The sequence below is a fragment of the Anaeromassilibacillus sp. SJQ-5 genome, assembly GCF_054108045.1.
The window spans coordinates 1,480,816-1,500,279 of sequence record NZ_JBPJWQ010000001.1 but is presented as its reverse complement, the minus strand read 5'-3'; the positions used below and the strand labels follow the sequence as shown (position 1 = coordinate 1,500,279).

At 63.0% G+C, this 19,464-nt stretch carries 14 protein-coding genes; 11 read left to right on the top strand and 3 right to left on the bottom strand.

From position 1 onward, the window contains the following. Nucleotides 1–87 precede the first annotated feature (87 nt). The 8 genes from ACSAMM_RS06540 to ACSAMM_RS06505 all read left to right on the top strand — a co-directional run bounded on the left by ACSAMM_RS06540 (nucleotide 88) and on the right by ACSAMM_RS06505 (nucleotide 12,379). Nucleotides 88–2,952, top strand: coding sequence for an extracellular solute-binding protein (locus tag ACSAMM_RS06540; protein WP_457790593.1), 2,865 nt, complete (start codon nucleotides 88–90; stop codon nucleotides 2,950–2,952). A gap of 24 nt (nucleotides 2,953–2,976) precedes the next feature. Continuing rightward, the gene (locus ACSAMM_RS06535) at nucleotides 2,977–3,873 is read left to right on the top strand and encodes a carbohydrate ABC transporter permease (protein WP_457790591.1); all 897 of its coding nucleotides are present in this window, start codon (nucleotides 2,977–2,979) and stop codon (nucleotides 3,871–3,873) included. 14 nt (nucleotides 3,874–3,887) lie between these two features. After that, nucleotides 3,888–4,772 carry a carbohydrate ABC transporter permease gene (locus ACSAMM_RS06530; RefSeq protein ID WP_457790589.1) on the top strand — a complete coding sequence of 295 codons (885 nt, stop codon included), beginning with the start codon at nucleotides 3,888–3,890 and terminating at the stop codon, nucleotides 4,770–4,772. A gap of 10 nt (nucleotides 4,773–4,782) precedes the next feature. After that, the gene (locus tag ACSAMM_RS06525; protein WP_457790587.1) at nucleotides 4,783–6,834 is read left to right on the top strand and encodes a hypothetical protein; all 2,052 of its coding nucleotides are present in this window, start codon (nucleotides 4,783–4,785) and stop codon (nucleotides 6,832–6,834) included. A gap of 14 nt (nucleotides 6,835–6,848) precedes the next feature. After that, a complete protein-coding gene (locus ACSAMM_RS06520; protein WP_457790585.1) occupies nucleotides 6,849–9,029 on the top strand; it encodes a DUF5696 domain-containing protein in 2,181 nt (726 codons plus the stop codon). A gap of 71 nt (nucleotides 9,030–9,100) precedes the next feature. Next, on the top strand, nucleotides 9,101–9,988 hold the full coding sequence (locus ACSAMM_RS06515; RefSeq protein WP_457790584.1) for a carbohydrate ABC transporter permease: 888 nt from the start codon (nucleotides 9,101–9,103) through the stop codon (nucleotides 9,986–9,988). A gap of 91 nt (nucleotides 9,989–10,079) precedes the next feature. Beyond that, entirely contained in the window at nucleotides 10,080–11,045 is a 966-nt protein-coding gene (locus tag ACSAMM_RS06510; RefSeq protein WP_178721126.1) for an ABC transporter permease subunit, read from the top strand. A 50-nt stretch (nucleotides 11,046–11,095) separates the two neighbouring features. Continuing rightward, nucleotides 11,096–12,379 carry an FAD-dependent oxidoreductase gene (locus tag ACSAMM_RS06505; protein WP_457790582.1) on the top strand — a complete coding sequence of 428 codons (1,284 nt, stop codon included), beginning with the start codon at nucleotides 11,096–11,098 and terminating at the stop codon, nucleotides 12,377–12,379. Between the two features lie 112 nt (nucleotides 12,380–12,491). Here ACSAMM_RS06505 and ACSAMM_RS06500 read toward each other — a convergent pair whose 3' ends face one another. Next, nucleotides 12,492–13,511 carry a D-alanyl-D-alanine carboxypeptidase family protein gene (locus ACSAMM_RS06500; RefSeq protein ID WP_457790580.1) on the bottom strand — a complete coding sequence of 340 codons (1,020 nt, stop codon included), beginning with the start codon at nucleotides 13,509–13,511 and terminating at the stop codon, nucleotides 12,492–12,494. Nucleotides 13,512–13,660: 149 nt separating this feature from the next. Next, a complete protein-coding gene (spoIID, locus tag ACSAMM_RS06495) occupies nucleotides 13,661–14,662 on the bottom strand; it encodes a stage II sporulation protein D (RefSeq protein ID WP_457790578.1) in 1,002 nt (333 codons plus the stop codon). A 284-nt stretch (nucleotides 14,663–14,946) separates the two neighbouring features. Here spoIID and ACSAMM_RS06490 point away from each other — a divergent pair, with 284 nt between their 5' ends. Together ACSAMM_RS06490 and ACSAMM_RS06485 are read left to right on the top strand one after the other, a co-directional pair. Continuing rightward, nucleotides 14,947–16,314 (top strand): citrate/2-methylcitrate synthase, encoded by a 1,368-nt coding sequence (locus ACSAMM_RS06490; RefSeq protein ID WP_457790576.1) that lies wholly within the window; start codon nucleotides 14,947–14,949, stop codon nucleotides 16,312–16,314. A 214-nt stretch (nucleotides 16,315–16,528) separates the two neighbouring features. Then, nucleotides 16,529–17,503 carry a hypothetical protein gene (locus tag ACSAMM_RS06485; protein ID WP_457790574.1) on the top strand — a complete coding sequence of 325 codons (975 nt, stop codon included), beginning with the start codon at nucleotides 16,529–16,531 and terminating at the stop codon, nucleotides 17,501–17,503. Here the strand turns inward: ACSAMM_RS06485 and ACSAMM_RS06480 are convergent. Further along, nucleotides 17,485–18,183 carry a hypothetical protein gene (locus ACSAMM_RS06480; protein ID WP_178720609.1) on the bottom strand — a complete coding sequence of 233 codons (699 nt, stop codon included), beginning with the start codon at nucleotides 18,181–18,183 and terminating at the stop codon, nucleotides 17,485–17,487. The two genes, ACSAMM_RS06485 and ACSAMM_RS06480, sit on opposite strands and share 19 nt — an antisense overlap. Nucleotides 18,184–18,366: 183 nt before the next feature. On the opposite strand from ACSAMM_RS06480, the gene gap reads away from it, so the two are divergent. Then, nucleotides 18,367–19,386 (top strand): type I glyceraldehyde-3-phosphate dehydrogenase, encoded by a 1,020-nt coding sequence (gene gap / locus ACSAMM_RS06475; protein ID WP_178720607.1) that lies wholly within the window; start codon nucleotides 18,367–18,369, stop codon nucleotides 19,384–19,386. The last annotated feature ends 78 nt before the right edge of the window (nucleotides 19,387–19,464 follow it).

Below are 19,464 nucleotides of genomic sequence, written 5' to 3'. Positions count from 1 at the left end.
CCTCTCCCGGCTTGACCAAGCGGCCGGGGGCCTGTATCCGGCCGCTTGGTCAAGCCGGGAACACCATCGCATAGGAGGGACAGCTCTATGGGCTTTACTGCATATCGAAAAGCCGCCGCCCTGCTGCTGGCGGCCTGCCTGCTGGGCCGGGGCTTCGCCCTGTCGGCCGCGGCAGAGGGCCAGACCCTGGCCGACCGGGTGGGGACGGACAGCGCCGGCGGCGTCACGGAGGATACGCTGCCCTATTACTCCCAGGTCAAGGGCGGCTATACCGTCCGCCCCGCCGGCGTGCGCGCCGCCGCCGCGGGGGAGGGCTATACCGCCTGGGAAGGGGAGAAGCCCGCCATAAGCGAAACGGGCGGTGTCTATACCGATGAAAGCACGGCCTCCCTGACCTGGACGGTGGAAGTGCCCGCGGCCGGGGCCTATCACATCGAGGTGGCCTACCGCACCGAGCCGGGCACCGCCGTATCCCCCCAGCGGGAGATTCTCATCAACGGCAAGCAGACCTATACCGAGGAGAGCGTCCTCGCCTTCGAGCGGAAATGGCAGGACGCCGCCGACCCCGTGCGCAACCGCCTGGGGGACGACGTGCGCCCCGATCAGAAGGAGCTGGACATTCGCAGCGTCAAGCGCCTGACCGACCAGTGGGGCAAGGACGCGGAGCCCCTGCTCTTTCCCTTCGAACAGGGCCAAAACACCATCACCCTGCGATATATCAACCAGCCCCTCATCGTCGAGGAAGTGGCGGTTGTCTCCTACCAGGCGATCCCCTCTTACAGCGAGGCGCGAGGCGCCTATACCCTCCCGGCGGGGACGCAGTCCCTGCGCTTCGAGGCCGAGGATCGCCGCCATATCGCCTACCGCAGCGACGCCACCGTCTCCATCGGCAGCGACGGCGATCCCCTGCTCACCCCCTTTTCCGCCGCCAATATCCGCCTGAACATTCTGGGCGGCTATTCCTTCCGCAAGGGCGGGCAGGAGGTCTGCTGGGAGTTCGAGGTCCCCGAGGCGGGGCTGTACGCCATCAACCTGCGGGCGCTGCAAAGCTACAGCGACGGCCTGCCCGTCTACCGCACGGTGAAAATCAACGGCGCGGTGCCCTTCGAGGAGATGCTCGCCTACGAGCTGCCCTACGACAAGCGGTGGAACTCGGTCACCCTCTGCGACGGGGAGGGGGAGCCCTATCTCTTCGCCCTGCAAAAGGGGCGCAACACCCTGTCCCTGACCGTCACCCTGGGCGAAACCGTAACCCAGGCGGTGGAGGGCCTGCTCGACGCCGCCAAGCAGCTCAACGCCGTGCTGTTCGACATCACCCGCGTCACCGGGCAGAATCCGGACGCCAACTACGACTACCAGCTGGATCTGGAAATCCCCGATCTGATTCCTCGCCTGACCGCCATCCGGCAGCAGGTGGAAGCCTGCCGGGAGCGCCTGCTGGCTTCCTCAAGCAAGGCCTCCGCCATGACCAACAATCTGGAGCGCATCGCCCTGGAACTACAGGAGCTTATCGACAAGCCCTCGAAAATTCCCCTGTCCCTGCCGGACGTCAGCAACAACCTGACCAACCTCAGCTCCTACGCCACCTCCCTGCAGGAGATGCCGCTGGCGCTGGACTATATCGAAATCCTGCCCCCCGGCGAGCGGGCCGCCAACCCCCACGCCACCATCTGGCAGAAAATCAGCGTCACCCTGCAAAACTTCCTGGCCGCCTTCCAAAAGGACTATAACGCCGTGGCCGCGGGAGAAACCGGCGCGTATTCCGGCAAGCCCCTGGAGCTCTGGGTCAGCCGGGGCAAGGAATGGGGCCAGATCCTCAAGGAGCGCATCGACGCGGATTTCACCCCGGAAACCGGCGTGCCGGTCAACGTCAACATCCTGCCCTCCGGCAGCGTGACCACCTCGGTCAACCCTCTGCTGCTGGCCATCGGCGCGGGCAAGGGTCCCGACGTGGTCATGGGCCTGACCTACAACCTGCCGGTGGAATACGCCATGCGGGGCGCGCTGCTCGACCTGTCGGCCTTCTCCGGCTATCAGGAGGCGGCGGGGCGTTTCCTGCCCGAGATGCTGGTGCCCTACGCCTTCGAGGGCGGGGCCTACGCCCTGCCCGAAACCATGTCCTTCCGCGCCATGTATATCCGCACCGACATCTTCACCTCCCTGGGCATCCCCGTGCCCGACACCTGGGACGATGTGTATAACCGGGTGCTGCCCGCCCTGAGCCAGAACAGCATGCAGATGTACGTGCCCACCATCCTGGACATTTTCCTCTATCAGCTGGGGGGAAACTACTACACCGCCGACGGCCTGCGCAGCGCCCTGGACACCCCCGCCGCCTTCGCCGCCTTCACCGAGCTGTGCGAGCTCTTCACCGATAACGGCCTGCCCATCTCCACCGATTTCTTCAGCCGCTTCCGCACCGGGGAGATGCCCATCGGCATCGAGAACCACAACGCCTATCTCCAGTTCAGCTACGCGGCCCCGGAAATCGCCGGCAACTGGAAGGTCTACCCCGTGCCCGGCCACAAGCAGGCCGACGGCAGCGTCACCCGGGCCAACAGCGGCCTGTCCGTCGATGCCGCCTGTATCCTCGCCTCCTGCGGGGAGCCGGAGGCCGCCTGGTCCCTGCTGGATTGGTGGACCTCCACGGATACCCAGAGCGCCTACACCACCCAGGTGGAGGGCCGCCTGGGATCCCAGGCGCGGTGGATGAGCGCCAACACCGAGGCCTATTGGGCACTTCCCTGGAACACCGATGAAAAGGCCGCCATCCGGTCCGCCTGGGACTGGGCGCGGGAAACCCCCGTGGTGCGCGGCAGCTATTACACCAACCGCTACTTGGTCAACGCCATCAACCGCGCCGTGGTGGAGAACGTCCCGCCGCGATCCGCGCTGGAGGAAGCGGTGGAGCAGATCAACAAAGAGCTCGCCCGCAAGCAGACCCGGCTCTAGGTAAGTGATGAAAGGATGACCGCCATGCCACGATCTCTGACGAAAGGACAGCGCCGGGAATACCGGCAGGGCGTCCTGTTCGTGCTGCCTTTTATGCTGCTGTTCCTGGTGTTCGTCCTGCTGCCCGTCGTCATCTCGGTGGTGCTCAGCTTCACCAGCTACAACATCATCCAGCCCCCCTCCTTCGCCGGGCTGGATAATTATAAGCAGCTGTTCTTGGACGACGACGTGTTCCAGACCTGCGTGCGCAACACCCTGCTGTTCGCCTTCATCGCCGGGCCGGTGGGGCTGGCGGCCTCCTTCATCCTGGCCTGGGTCATCAACCAGATGAAGCTGCGCAGCCTGTTTGCCATCGCCTTTTACGCCCCCTCCATCACCAGCGGCATCGCCATGTCTACCGTCTGGCTGTACATCTTTTCCCCCAACCGCTACGGCCTGGTCAATAACCTGCTCATCCAGCTGGGGTTCATCAATACCCCCATTCTCTGGAACCAGGACGCCCGTTACCTGCTGGGTGTCATTATCCTCATCCAAATTTGGATGAGCATGGGCAACGGCTTCCTGGTGTTCCTGGCCGGGCTGCAGAATGTCAACGCGGAATACTACGAGGCCGCGGCCGTGGACGGCGTGTCCGGCCGGCTGCAGCAGCTTGTGTACATCACCCTGCCCCAGATGAAGCCCCAGCTGCTGTTCGGCTGCATCAACGCCATCACCGCCAGCTTTGCCGTGTTCGATATCTCGGCCGGCTTCGCCGGGGTGCCCAGTCCCAACTACGCGGCGGACACCATCGTCTCCCATCTTTACGACTTCGCGTTCATCCGCTTCGAGATGGGGTACGCGTCGGCCATCGCGGTGGTGCTGTTCGTGCTGACCTTCGCCATCAGCCGCATCGTCATGCACGCCCTAAGGGAAAAAGAGTAAAGGAGGTGGGAAGCATGGTGCAGAAAGGTCTGCGCATCCGGCTGGGCCGCGCCCATATGCTGGTGGTAACGCCGGGGAAAATCGCGCTGTATCTCGGCATGGCGGTGCTGGCCGTGTTTATGGCCCTGCCGCTTCTCTACGTGGCGGTGACGGCCTTCAAGCCGTATGAGGAGCTGTTCCTGTTCCCGCCCCGGTTCTTCGTTAAGAACCCCACCATGGATAACTGGGCCAATCTAATGGGGGCCTTCGATTCTTCGTCCGTCCCCTTCCTCAAATATCTGTTCAACAGCCTGCTGACCACGGTGGTCTCGGTGGTCCTGACCATCCTCGTCTGCGCCCTGGCGGCCTACGGCTTCGCCAAAAAGCGGGTGCCCTTCGGCAACGCCCTGTTCACCCTCATTATCATGGCTCTGAGCTTTCCCGTCCACGCCACCCAGATCCCCAATTACATGATCGTCAACGCCCTGGGCCTCATCAACACCCTGTGGGCCCTCATTATCCCCAAAATCGCGGTGGCCTATAACCTGTTCCTGATGAAGCAGTTCTGCGACCAGATCCCCAATTCCCTGCTGGAGGCCGCCCGCATCGACGGCAGCGGGGAGTTACGGATTTTCTTCAAGCTGGTGTTCCCCATGCTCACCCCGGCTTGGGCTACCCTCATCGTGCTGTCCTTCGTCTCCAACTGGAACGATTACTTTTCCCCGCTAGTGTTCATCACCGATGAATCCCGCAAGACCCTGCCCCTGGTGCTGACCTCCCTGGCCGAAAACGGCAACATCGCCCGGGCCGGCGCGGCGGCGGTGGGCACCTTCCTGATGGTGCTGCCCACCATCCTCATTTTCGTCATCATGCAGCGGCGGGTCATCGAAACCATGACCTTTTCCGGCATCAAGGGATAGGAGGAGCCATATGCGAGTTTGTAAACGGGCCGCCGTCCTGCTTCTCCTGCTTCTGTGGTGCCTGAGCGTCGCGGCCAGCGCTGCCGTGACCACCGACTACGTGCTGGACGACGGGGAGAAGCGGCCCATTCCGCGGCCCTACGTGCCGGTGCGCACCCTGTCGGTGACCGCCTCCACCGGCCGCAGCCTCAACGCCCCCCAGGATCTGTTTCTCGCCCCCTCCGGGGATTTGGTGGTGGCGGATACCGGCAACAACCGCGTCCTGGTGCTCAGTCCCAGCGGCGAGGTGAAGCGGGAAATCACCGAGGCCGGCGGTCTTCCCCTGTCCAAGCCCCAGGGGGTGTTCGTGGATGAGCTGGGCCACCTGTTCATCGCCGATTCCTCCAACGCCCGCATCGTCCATCTGTCCCCGGACGGAACCTTCATCGAGGCCTTCGGCAAGCCGGAGACCGGGTATCTCACCTCCATCGACCTGTATACCCCCACCAAGGTGCTGTTCAGCGCCAGCACCGGCTACCTGTACACCATCATGGGCAAGGAGCTGCTCACCCTCAACGCGAACAACGAGTTCAAGGGCTATTTTGCCGCCAATCAGCTGGGCTTCAGCCTGAAGAACCGCCTGATTCAGATGTTCGCCACCGAGGAGCAGAAAAAGCGGCTGCGCAAGCCGGAGCCCGTCTCCTTCCAGAACATCCACTACCAGGACGGCCGCATTTACGCCGTCAGCGCCGGCGGCAAGGACAACGTCCGGGTCATCAACAGCATCGGCAATAACATTTTCCCCTCCGGCAGCTATGGCGAGCGGGAGATCGACGCCGACACCGGCCTGCCGGTGGAGCCGATTCTCGCGGACATCGCCGTGGACGCCCGCCAGACCGTCACAGTGGCCCAGGAAAACAACTCCCGGATCTACCAGTACGACATGGACGGCAACCTGCTGGCCGTCTTCGGCGGCAAGGGCAAAACCGCCGGGTATTTCGACCTCATCGCCTCCATCGCCATGGACGGGGAGGGGCGGCTCTACGTGCTGGACGCCGGCCAGCAGAACATCCAGGTGCTCGAGCCTACCCGCTTCACCTCCCGCCTCCACGAGGCCAGCCAGCTGTACGCCTCCGGCGACTACGCTCAGGCGCTGGACGTGCTGCACGAGGTGCGCGCCCTGGCCCCCTCTTATCCGCTGGTGCGGGAGAAGATCGGCGATATCCTCTATAAGCAGAAGGACTATGCCGCCGCCATGACCGAATATCGCCTGGCGGGGGCCCAGGAGAAATACGGCAAGGCCTTTGAGAAGGAGCGCTACCTCTTTTCCCAGCAGTATTTCCTGCTCACCGTCCTGGGCATCGCGGCCGCCCTCGTCGCCGTCGTGCTGCTGGCCCGCCTGGGGGTGAAGCTGGCCGCCCGGGCGGAGACCGCCCTGTATTTCGGCAGCCCCGGCCGGTTGAAAACCGCCCTGCTGCTCTTTCCTCTCACCCTGGTCCACCCGGTGCGCGCCTTCGAGCGCATCAAGCATGTCCGCCGCAGGCTGGGCGTTCTGCCCGCCTTCGTGCTGGTGGGGGCCGTCTGCCTCTTACGGGTGGCGCAGATCGCCTGGACCAATTACACCGTGGCGGACACCACCCTCCAGCAGACCAGCCTCGCGCTGGAAATGGGGGTCATCGTGGTGCCGGTGCTGGCCTTCTCCCTGCTGTGCTACCTGGTCACCTCCCTGCAGCTGGGGGAATGCACCTGCAAAGAGCTGCTGCTGGACGTGTCGTATTCCCTGGCCCCCGCCATTGTCGTGCTGCCGGTTCTGACCCTGGTTTCCCGGGCCGTCGGCGCGGCGGAAGCGGTGTTTTACCACATGGCCGTGGCGCTGCTGGTGGTCTGGATCGTCCTGCTGGTCTGCGTGGCCGTCAGCCGGAGCAACCAGTACGGCTTCTGGAAAACCGTGCTGGTGCTGCTGCTCACCCTGGTGGCCATCGCCCTGACGGCGGCGCTGCTGATGCTGTTCGTCAGCCTGAGCGCCCACGTGATCACCAGCGTCGGGGAAATGCTCAAAGAATTAGAAGCGCTGGGCGGCTGAACGGGAGGAACCGTATGAAAACATGGAAAAAAATCGGCGTCGGCCTGCTGGTGTGTGCCCTCGGCGTCGGCGCGGTCTGGGCGGATAACCGGCTGAACCGCGCCCCCGCCTACGACCCGGCCGCCTTCGCCTCCTACCGGGGCGCGTCCTACGCCCCGCAGGCCCAGTCCCGCGCCTTCGACGGCGCCGACGCCTATCAGACGGTGGGGGAGACCGCCGCCGCCCGGCTGCTGTACAACAGCGCCCGGCATGCCTTCGCCGTGGAGGATAAGGCCGCCGCCTCCCGCTGGGAGACTGCGGTGACGGGGCTGCAAACGGAGAATACCGATTCCCTCGGCGCCCTGTTTTCCGCCGTCATTGCCGATACGAACACCGGCAACACCCTCACCGTGGATAACGTCAAGGACGCCTGCACTGTCCAGGAAAGCGGCCTGAAAGGCGGCGTGCAGCTGGCCTTCACCTTCCCCGCCTATGAGCTGACCCTGACCCTGCAGGTCTTCCTGGACGACTCCGGGATGCTCTGCCGCGTCCCGCTGGAGGGCGTGCGGGAAGGGGAGGGGTACCACCTGGTCAACCTGGACGTGCTGCCCTTCTTCGGCGCGGCGGGGCAGGGGGACAAGGGCTATGTGCTCTATCCCGACGGCGCGGGGGCCCTCTACCGCTTCGGGGAGGGGAACCCGCCCTCCACCACCCCGCTGACCCTGGACGTTTACGGCCCGCGGAACCTCAGCCTGGACGACCTGGAGGACAACCGGGCCAAGCGTATCCCCAACCTGATGCTCCCCGCCTTCGGCATGAAGCGGGGAGAGGCCGCCTTTGCCGCCGTCATCTGCGAAGGGGACGCCTCCGCCGCCATCACCCTGGCCCCCAGCGGCTATGTCTATCCCCTTCACCGGGTCTACGCCTGCGCGGTCTACCGCCGGGTGACCTCCACCAAAAACGACGCCGGCTTCGACGTTTTCCACGTGGAGGAGGCCTCCCGGGGCAACGACTTCGCTGTCAAGTTCTTTTTCAGCGGCGGGGAGCCTGCCGGCTACTCCTGGATGGCCGGGGCGATTCGGGGCCACCTGCTGGACGCCGGCCTGCTGCCCGAAAGCGCGGAAACAGAGGGCGGCGCCTATGTGGAGCTGCTCATGGGGGCCGAGAAAAGCGGCATGCTGGGCGCCAGCTATCAGACCATGACCACCGCCCGGGAGGCCGGGACGATCCTCGAAGAGCTGCGGGCGGCCGGGAACGGCCTGACCGCCTCCCTGCTGGGCTGGCAGAAGGAGGGCTACGGCGTGTCGCCGGGCAGCCTGTCCGCCGCCGCGGGCGTGGGCGGCAAACGGGGCCTGCAAGCCCTGTCCCCCGACGGGGTTACCCTGGCACTGCAATTGCCCGTCGTCTTCGGCGGCACCGAGAAAACCGGCGCCAAGCGGCGGCGGGACGCCGTGGTCAACGTGCGGGGCGTCACCCTGGTGAACGAGGACGAAAGCGCCTTCCTCCTCAACGCCAATACCCAGTACCGGCTGCTGGAAAAGCGGCTGGCGGGCTTCGACGCCTTCTCCGGCAAGGGCCTGCTGCTCACCGGGGCGGCGGAGCTGCTGTATGAGGATTATAACCGGGGAAGCGCCATGACCCGGCAGGAGACCCTCCAGGCCCTGCGGGCGCTGATGGATAAGGCCGGGCAGGCGGGGCCGCTGTTGCTGCCCCGGGCTAACGCCTACGCCCTGCCCTACGCCGATTTCCTCACCGAAATGCCGGAGGGCGGGTCGGGCTACGCCCTGCTGGGCGAATCGGTGCCCTTCTATTACCTGGTGGTCAACGGCAGCATTCCCTACGCCCTGGAGACCGCCGGCAACCTGTCGCCCGATTTGCAGAAAACCAAGCTGAAATGGCTCGAATACGGCGCGGCGCCCTATTTCCTGCTCAGCGGGGAAAGCAGCGAAAAGCTGACGGACACCGCCGCCGAGTCCCTGTTTTCCACCGGCTACGCCGACCAGAAGGTTTCGGCCGCCGCCGTGCTCCAGGAATGGGCGGCCCTGCGGGAAAGCCTGAAGGGCCAGCGGCTGTGCGGCCATGAACGGACAGGGGAAAACCTGGCCGTCTGCACCTACAGCGGCGGCACCCGGATCCTGGTGAACGCCGGGGACGAGGACGCGCGGATAGCCGGCGAATCCGTCCCGGCCCGCAGCTACCGCGTACTGCCCGGATAAAGCAACCAAAGGCCGCCGCCTCTATATCAATCATCATTCAATAACGACCATAAGCGGAGTGGGGGATTGCCATGAGAGAAAAACCGAAACGCAGGGGCGTGTCCTTTCAACGGCGGGGCGTGCTGACCTGCCTGCTGTTCGTATCGCCCTGGCTGGTGGGCGCGGCGGTGTTCTTTTTGTACCCGCTGTTTTATTCCCTGCGCCTGAGCTTCGGCGTCATCGAAAATCCCGCCACCCAGAAGGTTGTCTTCGCGGGCTTCGAGAATTTCCGGGTCGCCTTCATGGAGGACGCCCGCTTTTTCCCCATGCTGCTCAGCATCGCCAAGGATACCCTCATCAACACCCCCCTCATCGTGGTGTTCGCCCTGTTCATCGCCACCCTGCTGAGCAAGGACATCCGGGGCAAGGGGCTGTTCCGCTCCGTCTTTTTCCTGCCGGTCATCCTGGGCACCGGCTTTGTCATGCAGCAGCTGCTGGGCGTGCAGATGAACGCTGACGCCGTGGAGGTGGCCCGGGGCATCCTCCTGCCCGAAAAGGTGGTGCGCTTTTTGAACCCCGGCGTCACCCAGGTGATTCTCGAATTTCTCAGCCGTGTCACCCTGGTTTTGTGGAAATCGGGGGTGCAGATCATCATCTTCCTCGCCGGCCTGCAGGCGATCCCCCGCTCCTTTTACGAGGCGGCCCGGGTGGATGCGGCCACCGAGTGGGAATGCTTCTGGTTCATCTCCCTGCCCATGATGGCGCCCACCCTGCTGCTGGGCGCGGTGTACACCATCGTGGCCGGCTTCCTGGATACCTCCAACGAGATGCTGGGCTATATCCACGAGCTGGGCTTCCAATGGTCGCAGTTCGAATATGCCTCGGCGGTCAGCTGGTTGTACTTTCTGTTCGTCATCCTGGTGCTGGCGGCCCTGTTCCTGCTGCTGAACCCCGCCACCAAACGGGTCAGGGAGGGCTGAACCGCCCCGCTTCCTCAGTCTGTGCGCGCCGTTTGCCGACGGCGGAGAAAGGATGAGCTTGGATATGCCACCATCTGCAAGGAGGGCCCCTATGAATTGGACGGATTTCAAGGCGTACGCCGCCCGGGGAACCTGGAAAAACACCCTGCGCAAGAACGGCCTGTGGCTGGCCGGCAGGGCGGCACTGTACTTTTTTCTCATCGTGCTGGGCTTCGTGTTCCTGTATCCGTTCCTGTTCATGATCTCCCGGTCCCTGATGAGCTATAACGACATCGTGGACGCCACGGTCAAATGGTTCCCGAAGGTGCTGTCGCCGGGCAATTACGCCCTGGCCTTTCAGACCCTGGAGGTGCCCCTCACCGGCCTGAACAGCCTCATTGTCACCCTGCTGTGCACCCTGGGTCACGTGGTGGCCTGCGCCTTCATCGGGTACGGTCTGGGCCGGTATTCCTACGGGTTCACCAAATGGATTTTCGCCTTCGTGGTGCTGTCCATCATCATCCCGGCCCAGAACCTGATTATCCCCCGGTATATCATCTATTCCTCCATGGAACAGCTGCTGAACGTGAAAATCCTTGATACCTACCTGCCCCTCATCGTTCCCGCCTTTTTCGGCTTCGGCCTCAACGGCGGCCTGTTCATCTTCCTGTTCCGCCAATATTACCTCCGCTTTCCAAAATCCATCGAGGAGGCGGCCCATATCGACGGGGCGGGCCCGGTCGTCACCTTCTTCCGCATCGCCCTGCCCACGGCGGGATCCACCATCCTGGTCTGCCTGGTGCTGTCCATCGTCTGGCACTGGAACGACTACTACGAACCCTCCATTTTCCTCACCACCCCGAAAAAATGGCTGCTGCCCCAGGTACTGCCCGATATGTTCGCCCGCCTGACCGCCAGCTCGACTGGGGACTTGACCGCCTCCGCCGAAGCCACCAAATACCACGCCGGCGTGGTGATGGCCGGCACCGTTATTTCGGTGCTGCCGCTGCTCATCCTCTATTTCCTGCTCCAGCGCTGGTTCATGGAAGGCGTGGAACGCAGCGGCCTCGTGGAATAACCAGCCGGGGCATGACAAAACACACCGGCTGTCATAAGGAGACGCGGTATATGACAGAGGCATTTGTGCAGAGCCTGCCGCTGCTGGACAGCGGTGATGTTGTGATAGCCGGAGCGGGGCCCGCCGGCCTGTGCGCCGCGGTGGCGGCGGCCCGGCAGGGCGCTCGGGTCATTCTTTTGGAACGGTTTGGGGCGGTGGGCGGCAGCCTGACGGTCGGTCATGTACGTACCTGCATGGGAGAGATCGCCGCCGGAACCATGCAGGAGGAAATCGGACGGCTGCTGGATACGGGCGGCGCCTGTATCCCTCACGATGTGGAGAGGGCAAAATATGTCCTGTCTCAGTGGCTGGAGGACAACGGGGTCATCCTGTATTTGCAGACACCGGTGGCAGAGGTCTGGAAAGCGGGGGAGAACGTCCGCGGCCTGGTGGTCTCCACGCCGCGTGGGTTGGCCCGGGTAGTGGGCCGGACGACGGTGGACGCCACCGGCGACGGTACGGCGGCCGCTCTGGCCGGGGCGCCCTACCAGATGGGGCGCCCATCGGACGGCTTGGTTCAGCCGGCCTCCCTTCTCTTTACCATCGATCGGGTGCACAGCGATCTGGTTTGCACGCATGAGGCGGACGATACGATGCTGGACGGGGTGAGTTACCTGCAGCTGTGCGAGCAGGCCAGCCGCTGCGGCGAACTGCCGCCGGACGTGACCATCGTACGGTTATATGGCGGTCAAGCACCGGATGAGCGGCTGGTCAACGCCAATCAGCTCTGCCGGGTGGACGGTACCTCCCCGGCGGATATCGCCCGGGCCGATCGGATGCTGCGGGGGCAGATTCAACAGGTGGTGGATTTCCTGCGTAAGCGTGTCAAAGGCTTCGAGAACTGCCGCCTGACAGGCAGTGCCGAAGCCCCGGGCTTTCGGGAGACCCGGCGGATCCAGGGCGACTATACGCTGACGGCTTCGGATATCTCCGCGGGGAGAACCTTCCCGGATGTGGTGGTGCACCACGCCAATTTCTGCTTTGATACCCATAACCCCGCCGGGGGCGGACAGGCGGAGGATTTGGAGGCGGCTCGGGATACACGGCCCTACGATATTCCCTACCGTTGCCTGCTGCCAAGAGGCGTGGAGAATCTGTTGGTGGCGGGCCGCTGTCTGTCCGGCACACATAAGGCCCATTCGTCCTACCGGGTGATGAATATCTGCATGGCGGTGGGGGAGGCCGCGGGGATAGCGGCTGCTCTGTCGGCCGCCAGCCGGATTTCCCCCCGGAAGCTGCCGGCTGCGGCTGTACAGGAGAAGCTGCTGAAAAACGGCGTGTCCCTATTCGGCTGACAGCGGAAAACTGTCCCGCGTCAATACACAGCGCCCCTCAAACCGCCCTGTCCCCAACTCATAGAAAAAGCCCTCTCCGCTGCGCGGGGAGGGCTTGGTTCATTTTAAGCCTTCAGGCCTCGAAGCCGATTTGGAGAAGGCCGTTGGCGTCCGTCCACCGGTCTTCCTCCTTGCGTGCCCCCATCAGGACGAGGAGCAGCCGCCGTCCGTCCTTTTCGGCGGATACGGTCAGGCAGTAGGTGGTATCGCCCGAGCCGGTCTTCATCCCGGTGACATAGGGGTTGTAGTGCTTCTCGTCGTCGGCAAGCAGCAGCTTGTTGGTGCTTTTCCAGGTGCAGGTGCGGCCGTTCAGCAGCGATTCGGTCACCGTGACCTGCTTGACGATTTCGCGCACCTGGGGCAGGCTGTCGGCGTGCTTGACGAGCTTGAGCATGTCGCCCGCCGTGGAATAATGGGCGGCTTCCGGGTAGCCGTCAGGGTTGTTGAAATGGGTGTTGGTCATCCCCAGCTCGGCGGCCGTCTGGTTCATCAGGGCGACGAATTTTTTCACGGCGTCGGCGGCGGACAGGGATTCGTCCCCGGCCGTCACCCGGCCGATGCTGGCCGCGATGGTATAGGCCGCGTCGTTGCCGGAGGGGATCAACAGGGCCTTGAGCATCTTGTCGAGATCCAGCTTGTCCCCGGTGAGCAGATTGGCCTTGCTGGATTGGTCGCGTACAAGACTCAGCTCGTTGCCGACGGTGAAAACGTATCCCTCGGGGGTGTATTGAATGGCCAGAGCCGCGGTCAGCAGCTTGGTCGTGCTGGCCGGCTCCTGCTTCATATCCGCCTGCTTGGTATATAGCAGCGTGTCGCTGCTGGCGTCATACAGGGCGATGTTCTGGCAGGCGGTGTTGGCGTCCAGGAAGGAGACGGGCAGCGTCACCTTGGGCGCGGCGGTAGTGGTCGCCGGCGCCTCGGAGGCGGCGGACGAGGAAGGGGCCGGCTGCGGCTGTTTCATAAGCACCCATATCAGGACGCCGGCCACCGCGCCGACCGCCACCACTAGCAGGGATGCCAGAACGACGACGATGGCGATCCGCCGGTTGCGTCCGTAAATCTTTTTCTTGGATTTCGAAACCTTATTACTCATGCGCAGCCCATTCCTTTAACATACTGTTTTTTAGTATTCTACCAAACAACCGGGTTATGTCAAGAAAATTGGCAAAGTTGTCCGGTTTTTCTATTATAGCATGGAATGGACGGACGCGCATAAATTTTTCCTTACAAATTTCTTATCCTTTATTCAATGGTGACGCCGGTGTAATAGTGGGTGAGGATTTCCTGCCAGGTGGACCCCTGCCGCGCCATGTAGTCGGCGCCGTACTGGCTCATGCCCACCCCATGGCCGAAGCCGTGGACGGTGAACTGAAACGCGCCGTCCGCGTATTTGACGGTGAAGCAGGCCGAGCGCAGGGAGAGCGCCGCCCGCATCTGCCGGCCGGTGACCTTCATGCCGCCCACGGTGATTTCCTCCACGGTGCCGGCCTCGGAGAGCTTGGGATCGCCGGTCACCCACCCGGCCGCGTCCCCCTCCAGCTTCAGATCCTTGACCTCCTTGCACAGGGCGGCGGAGAAGTCGGCCGCCTTGAAGGAAACCACCGTCTCATAGTCGGGCGACAGCTTGTCGCCCGGGCTGGGCACCGACTGGAGATAGGGATAATCGGTGCCCCAGACCACCCCCGCCGTCTCGGTGGCGCCGAAGCTGATGGCGTGATAGGAGGCCATAATCGGTTGCCCGTCGTAGTACAGCCGCTTGCCTGCCACCGCGTCCACCGCCTCGCATACCTTTTTATAATAGGTATCATAATTTTTGCCCCACCGCTCCTTGAGCCCCTCGGTGGTGTACCCCTCCGGGAACCGGGAGGGGACGTCGGAAAAGTCCGCCCCCTTCAAATCGGCGCTGGGATTGGCCCGCTGGGCAGTGCGCTTGCGGCTGTAATAGGTGTAAGCGGCCACCGCCTGGGCCTTCATGGCTTCGATGTGATAGGTGGGATACAGCTCGTTGGCCACCGTGCCGATGAGAAAATCCCTCTCGCTCAGCTCCACCACCTTCCCGCTGTCCGTATCCAGCACCCGGAAGGTGTCGGAGGCAGAGGGCGAGGAGGTGTCGGGGGAGGGGGCGCTCTGAGCCGGGCGGGGGGGCAGGGGAGACTTGTCCCCCTCCAGGACGCCCAAGGCCGGCAGGGGCAGCAGCAAAAGCATGACGAACACCACGAGCACCAGCGCACAATACCGTTTCACAAGCCTACTCCTTTCTTTTCCCGCGCCATCCCTGGTGAAGGGATTGGCGGAACATGCAAAAACTTCATGCGTACCTTTCATTTTCACGCGCATTATTTCGTTTTATTTTGAATTTTAAGAAGCAAAATGAAAGACAAAGAGAAACGAAATTCAAAATCTCTGCGTTTTTTCAAACGATTTCGCGCGTTTCTATTGACTTTGGCCGGGGGAAACTCTATAATCATATCCAAACGCCGAAGGGGCTGCCTGTCCGCCTTCAGACGAACAAAAAAGGAATGAGAGCGATGGACAAGACCACCATGCGAATTTCCAACAGCACATTAACATCTCTATGCGACGAATTCAAAAAGAATAACCGGATTGAACCGGAAAAATTCGAAAAGTACGAGGTCAAGCGGGGGCTGCGCAACGCGGACGGCAGCGGCGTTATGGCTGGGCTGACCCGGATCTGCAACGTGCACGGCTACGTCATGAACGAAGGGGAGAAGGCCCCGGTAGAGGGCCGCCTGATTTACCGCGGCATCGACATCAACGACCTGGTGGGGGGCTGCGTGTCGGAAAACCGCTTCGGTTTCGAGGAGACGGCGTGGCTGCTGCTGTTCGGCAGCCTGCCCAGCCCGCAGCAGCTCGCGAAGTTCACCGAAATCCTCTCCGCCTACCGGGAACTGCCCGAATACTTCGCGGAGGACATGATCATCAAGGCGCCCTCCCCCAACATCATGAACAAGCTGGCCCGCTCGGTGCTGGCCCTGTATTCCTATGACGACCTGCCCGACGATCTGTCCATGGAAAACGTGCTGCGGCAGTCTATTGAGCTTATCGCCCGCCTGCCCTCCATCATGGCCTATGCCTACCAGGTCAAGCGCCGCCATTACGACCGGGAAAGCATGTATTTCCACCCCAATGTCCCCGGTCTGTCCACGGCGGAGACCATCCTGCACTCTCTGCGGGCCGACTCGGCTTATACCGAGGAGGAGGCGCGGCTGCTGGATCTCTGCCTGATGCTCCACGCGGAGCACGGCGGCGGCAACAACTCCACCTTCGCGGCCCGGGTGCTCACCTCCTCGGGTACCGATACCTACTCGGCCATGGGGGCGGCCATCGGCTCCCTCAAAGGGCCCAAGCACGGGGGCGCCAACATCAAGGTCATGGAGATGCTGGAGTACCTGAAGGAGGGCATCCGGGACTGGGGAGACGAGGACGAGGTGCGCGCCTTCCTGGTGCGGATGATCAACAAGCAGGCGGGGGATCGCTCCGGCCTGGTGTACGGGATGGGCCACGCGGTCTACACCCTGTCCGACCCGCGGGCGGTCATCCTCAAGAAATACGCGGTGGATCTGGCCGAAAAGAGGGGCTACGGCCCCGAGTTCCGGCTGCTGGAAACGGTGGAGAAGCTGACCCCCGGCGTGTTCGCCGAGGTCAAGGGCAGCGACAAGGCCATGTGCGCCAACGTGGACATGTATTCCGGCCTGGTGTACAAATCCCTGGGGCTGCATCCCGACCTGTTCACCCCGCTGTTCGCCGTGGCCCGCATGGCGGGCTGGTGCGCCCACCGGGTGGAAGAGCTCTACACCGGCGGACGGATCATCCGCCCCGCCTACAAGGCCATCGCCAAGCCCCAGCCCTACATCCCCCTGGCGGAGCGGGGATAAGCCGATAGAAACGCCCCGGAAATCCAAGGATTTCCGGGGCGTTTGCCGACCCTTCAACAAGTATATAGAAAATCCATGTAAAGCCCGTATCGCGTGAACCCTTCGGAATGGGAGAAGCCTAAAGAAAACGGCTGGTTTTTTTCAAAGGATTGTGCTATACTGTAAAATATTGTTCCAGGCGGGCGGCGCCCGCGGAAAGGCGGAAGGACTGGTCATGAAGATGCGAGACGATTCCGGACAGAAACATGCCTGGCTGGCTGGAGGCTACCTGCCGGCGGGCAAAAAAATAGCCGCCGTTATCACGGCGGTGATGACGCTGGCGGTACTGATTCTGCGGGTGGCGCTGACGCCCAGGATGCAGGACCCGGACACCGGGCTGTTTCATCTGAGCTATCTTATCATCGGGCTGATGGCGTTGACCATGCTGGCGGCGGCGGTGCTGTCCTGGCTGTCGCAGAACGACGGGGTGCCGCCGGGAGGCAAGCTGCTGACCCCGCTGTCCCTATCCGCCATGCTGGCGGGTTCGGTGATGACCATCGTGTCGGCGCTGGACGGTTTTAACTGGCTGCTGTTCGGCGAGACGCCGGCCCCCAATGAGCATGTGATCAGCGGGATCGACGGCGTCACCCTCTTTTTCACCATCGTGTTCGGCCTGCTGGGCGGCGTGATGTTGGTGCGCACCGGCATCGTCTGGCTGACCGAAAACCGGGTTCGCTCGGGGCTGATGCGCCTGTGGGCCCTCGCGCCGGTGGGATGGGTCTGGATGCGGCTGGCGCGGTATGAGGTGTCGTATGCCAGCGCGGTGGCCGTCAGTGAGAGCTTTTACGATTTCGTCATGCTGATTTTTGCCCTGCTGTTCTTCTTCTCCTTTGCCCGGTATCTGTCGGGGGTGGGCGCGGGCAAAAACCGGCTGCTGTTCTTCTTTGCGCTGATGACGGCGCTGTTCTGCCTGAGCGGGCCGCTGACCCGGCTGTGCCTGTATATGACAGGGCAGGGGGACGCTTACAATGCCAGCCGGCTGGCCGGCGTGATCGACGGGGTAGTGGGGGCTTTCGCCCTGCTGTTCGCCTTTGTCCAGGCCTTCGGGAAGAACCGTCCGGCGTCGGAGGAGGCCCTGGTTCCGGCGGGGGATCCGGAGCAGCCCACGGTGGACGACATCCTCAAGGACCTTTATCCCAGCGACGAATAAAGACCCACCTGCACGGCCGACAGGGTGTCCCGCAGCAGCTGGGTCGGGGTGGGGGCGACATACAGCCCCGCGTCCCCCGGCAGGCTGGTGGACAGCGACAGCCCAACGGTGCCGGAACAGACGGCCAGGCCGCCCTTGTGCAGCCTGGCCGTTTCTTCAGCCACGGCCAGCGCCTCGGCCTCGGCGGGCGGGCGCTCCCCGGTGACGGTCAGAATGAAGGCTTCCGTTCCGGCGGACAGGGACACGGCCACCAAATCGGCCGCGTTGGCCCGGCAGGCGGCGCGCAGCAGGCCGACGACGCCCGCTTGGACAAGGCGGGGCTCGAAGCCCGCCGCTTCCCGCAGGGGAAAGCCCTCGGCAATCTGCACGCTCATGAGCGGAACGGCACTGTCCCGCTGCCGGGCGGCCCCCAGGGTTTGCAGGCAGGCGTCCAGCAGCGCGCGCAGCAGCACGGCCAGATCTCCCTGCGACAGGGGGCGGGGCAGGCCGGCGGCCTGGAGGATCGATCGGTTTTCCAGCCGCAGCAGACGGCGGAGGGCTGCTTTATGGCGGCGCTTCTGTTCGTCGTCCTGCCTGTCCAGAGGCGGGGCGGAAAGAAAGTAAGCGGCCAGCTTTTCCCGGAGCTCGCCTTCGGTTTCCCCAGTACAGGCGGGCGGGGCGGGAGGATCGGTGACAACCATAGCTTCAGACTCCTTGCGCGCGTAATCGTTTGGCGGTATTACACCCCTTTTTGGGGGAATTCATATGGCTTTTGGTGAACCTCACAAAAGTGTGAACATCTGGTTAAAAAGGTGACAAACTTCTTGAAAAGTGGGCGCAAACGCGTTAAAATGGAACAAGAATAAACGTATGGAGGTAATTTCATGGCTATTAAAGTAGGCATCAACGGTTTTGGCCGCATCGGCCGTCTGGTTTTCCGCGCGGCTGTTTCCCAGCCCGAGAAATTCGAGGTCGTGGGCATCAACGATCCCTTTATCGATCTCGACTACATGGTGTACATGGTGAAATATGACACCATCCACGGCAAATTCGACGGCTGCGTCAAGGCTGAGGACGGCAAGTTGGTCGTCAACGGCAAGGCCATCAGCGTGTATGCCGAGAAGAACCCGGCCGACATCAAGTGGAGCGAATGCGGCGCCGACTATGTGGTGGAATCCACCGGCGTGTTCTGCACCACCGAGAAGGCCAGCGCCCACCTGCAGGGCGGCGCCAAGAAAGTGGTTATCTCCGCTCCCGCGAAGGATAAAGACACCCCCACCTTTGTGTGCGGCGTCAACCTGGACAAGTACTCCAAGGACATGAAGGTCGTGTCCAACGCTTCTTGCACCACCAACTGCCTGGCTCCTCTGGCCAAGGTTATCAACGACAAATTTGGCATCGTGGAAGGCCTGATGACCACCGTGCACTCCACCACCGCCACCCAGAAGACCGTGGACGGCCCCTCCGCGAAGGATTGGCGCGGCGGCCGCGCCGCTGCCGGCAACATTATCCCCTCCTCCACCGGTGCCGCCAAGGCCTGCGCCCTGGTTATTCCGGAGCTGAAGGGTAAGCTGACCGGTATGGCGTTCCGTGTGCCCACCCTGGACGTTTCCGTGGTGGACCTGACCGTCCGCACCGAGAAAGCCACCTCCATGGAAGAGATCAACGCCACCCTGAAAGAGGCTTCTGAGACCTACATGAAGGGTATCCTCGGCTACACCGAGGACGCGGTGGTGTCCTCCGATTTCTATTCCGACTCCCGTACCTCCATCTACGACGCGACCGCCGGTATCGGCCTGAACTCCAACTTCTTCAAGCTGGTGTCCTGGTACGACAACGAGTGGGGCTACAGCAACAAGGTGCTGAACCTCATCGAGCACATGAACAAGGTCGACAACGAATAAGATTGTTTTCCGTTGGAAACGCCCGCAGCGAATGCTGCGGGCGTTTTTCAGCATTTGCGGGATTTGCGGGGCTTCGGG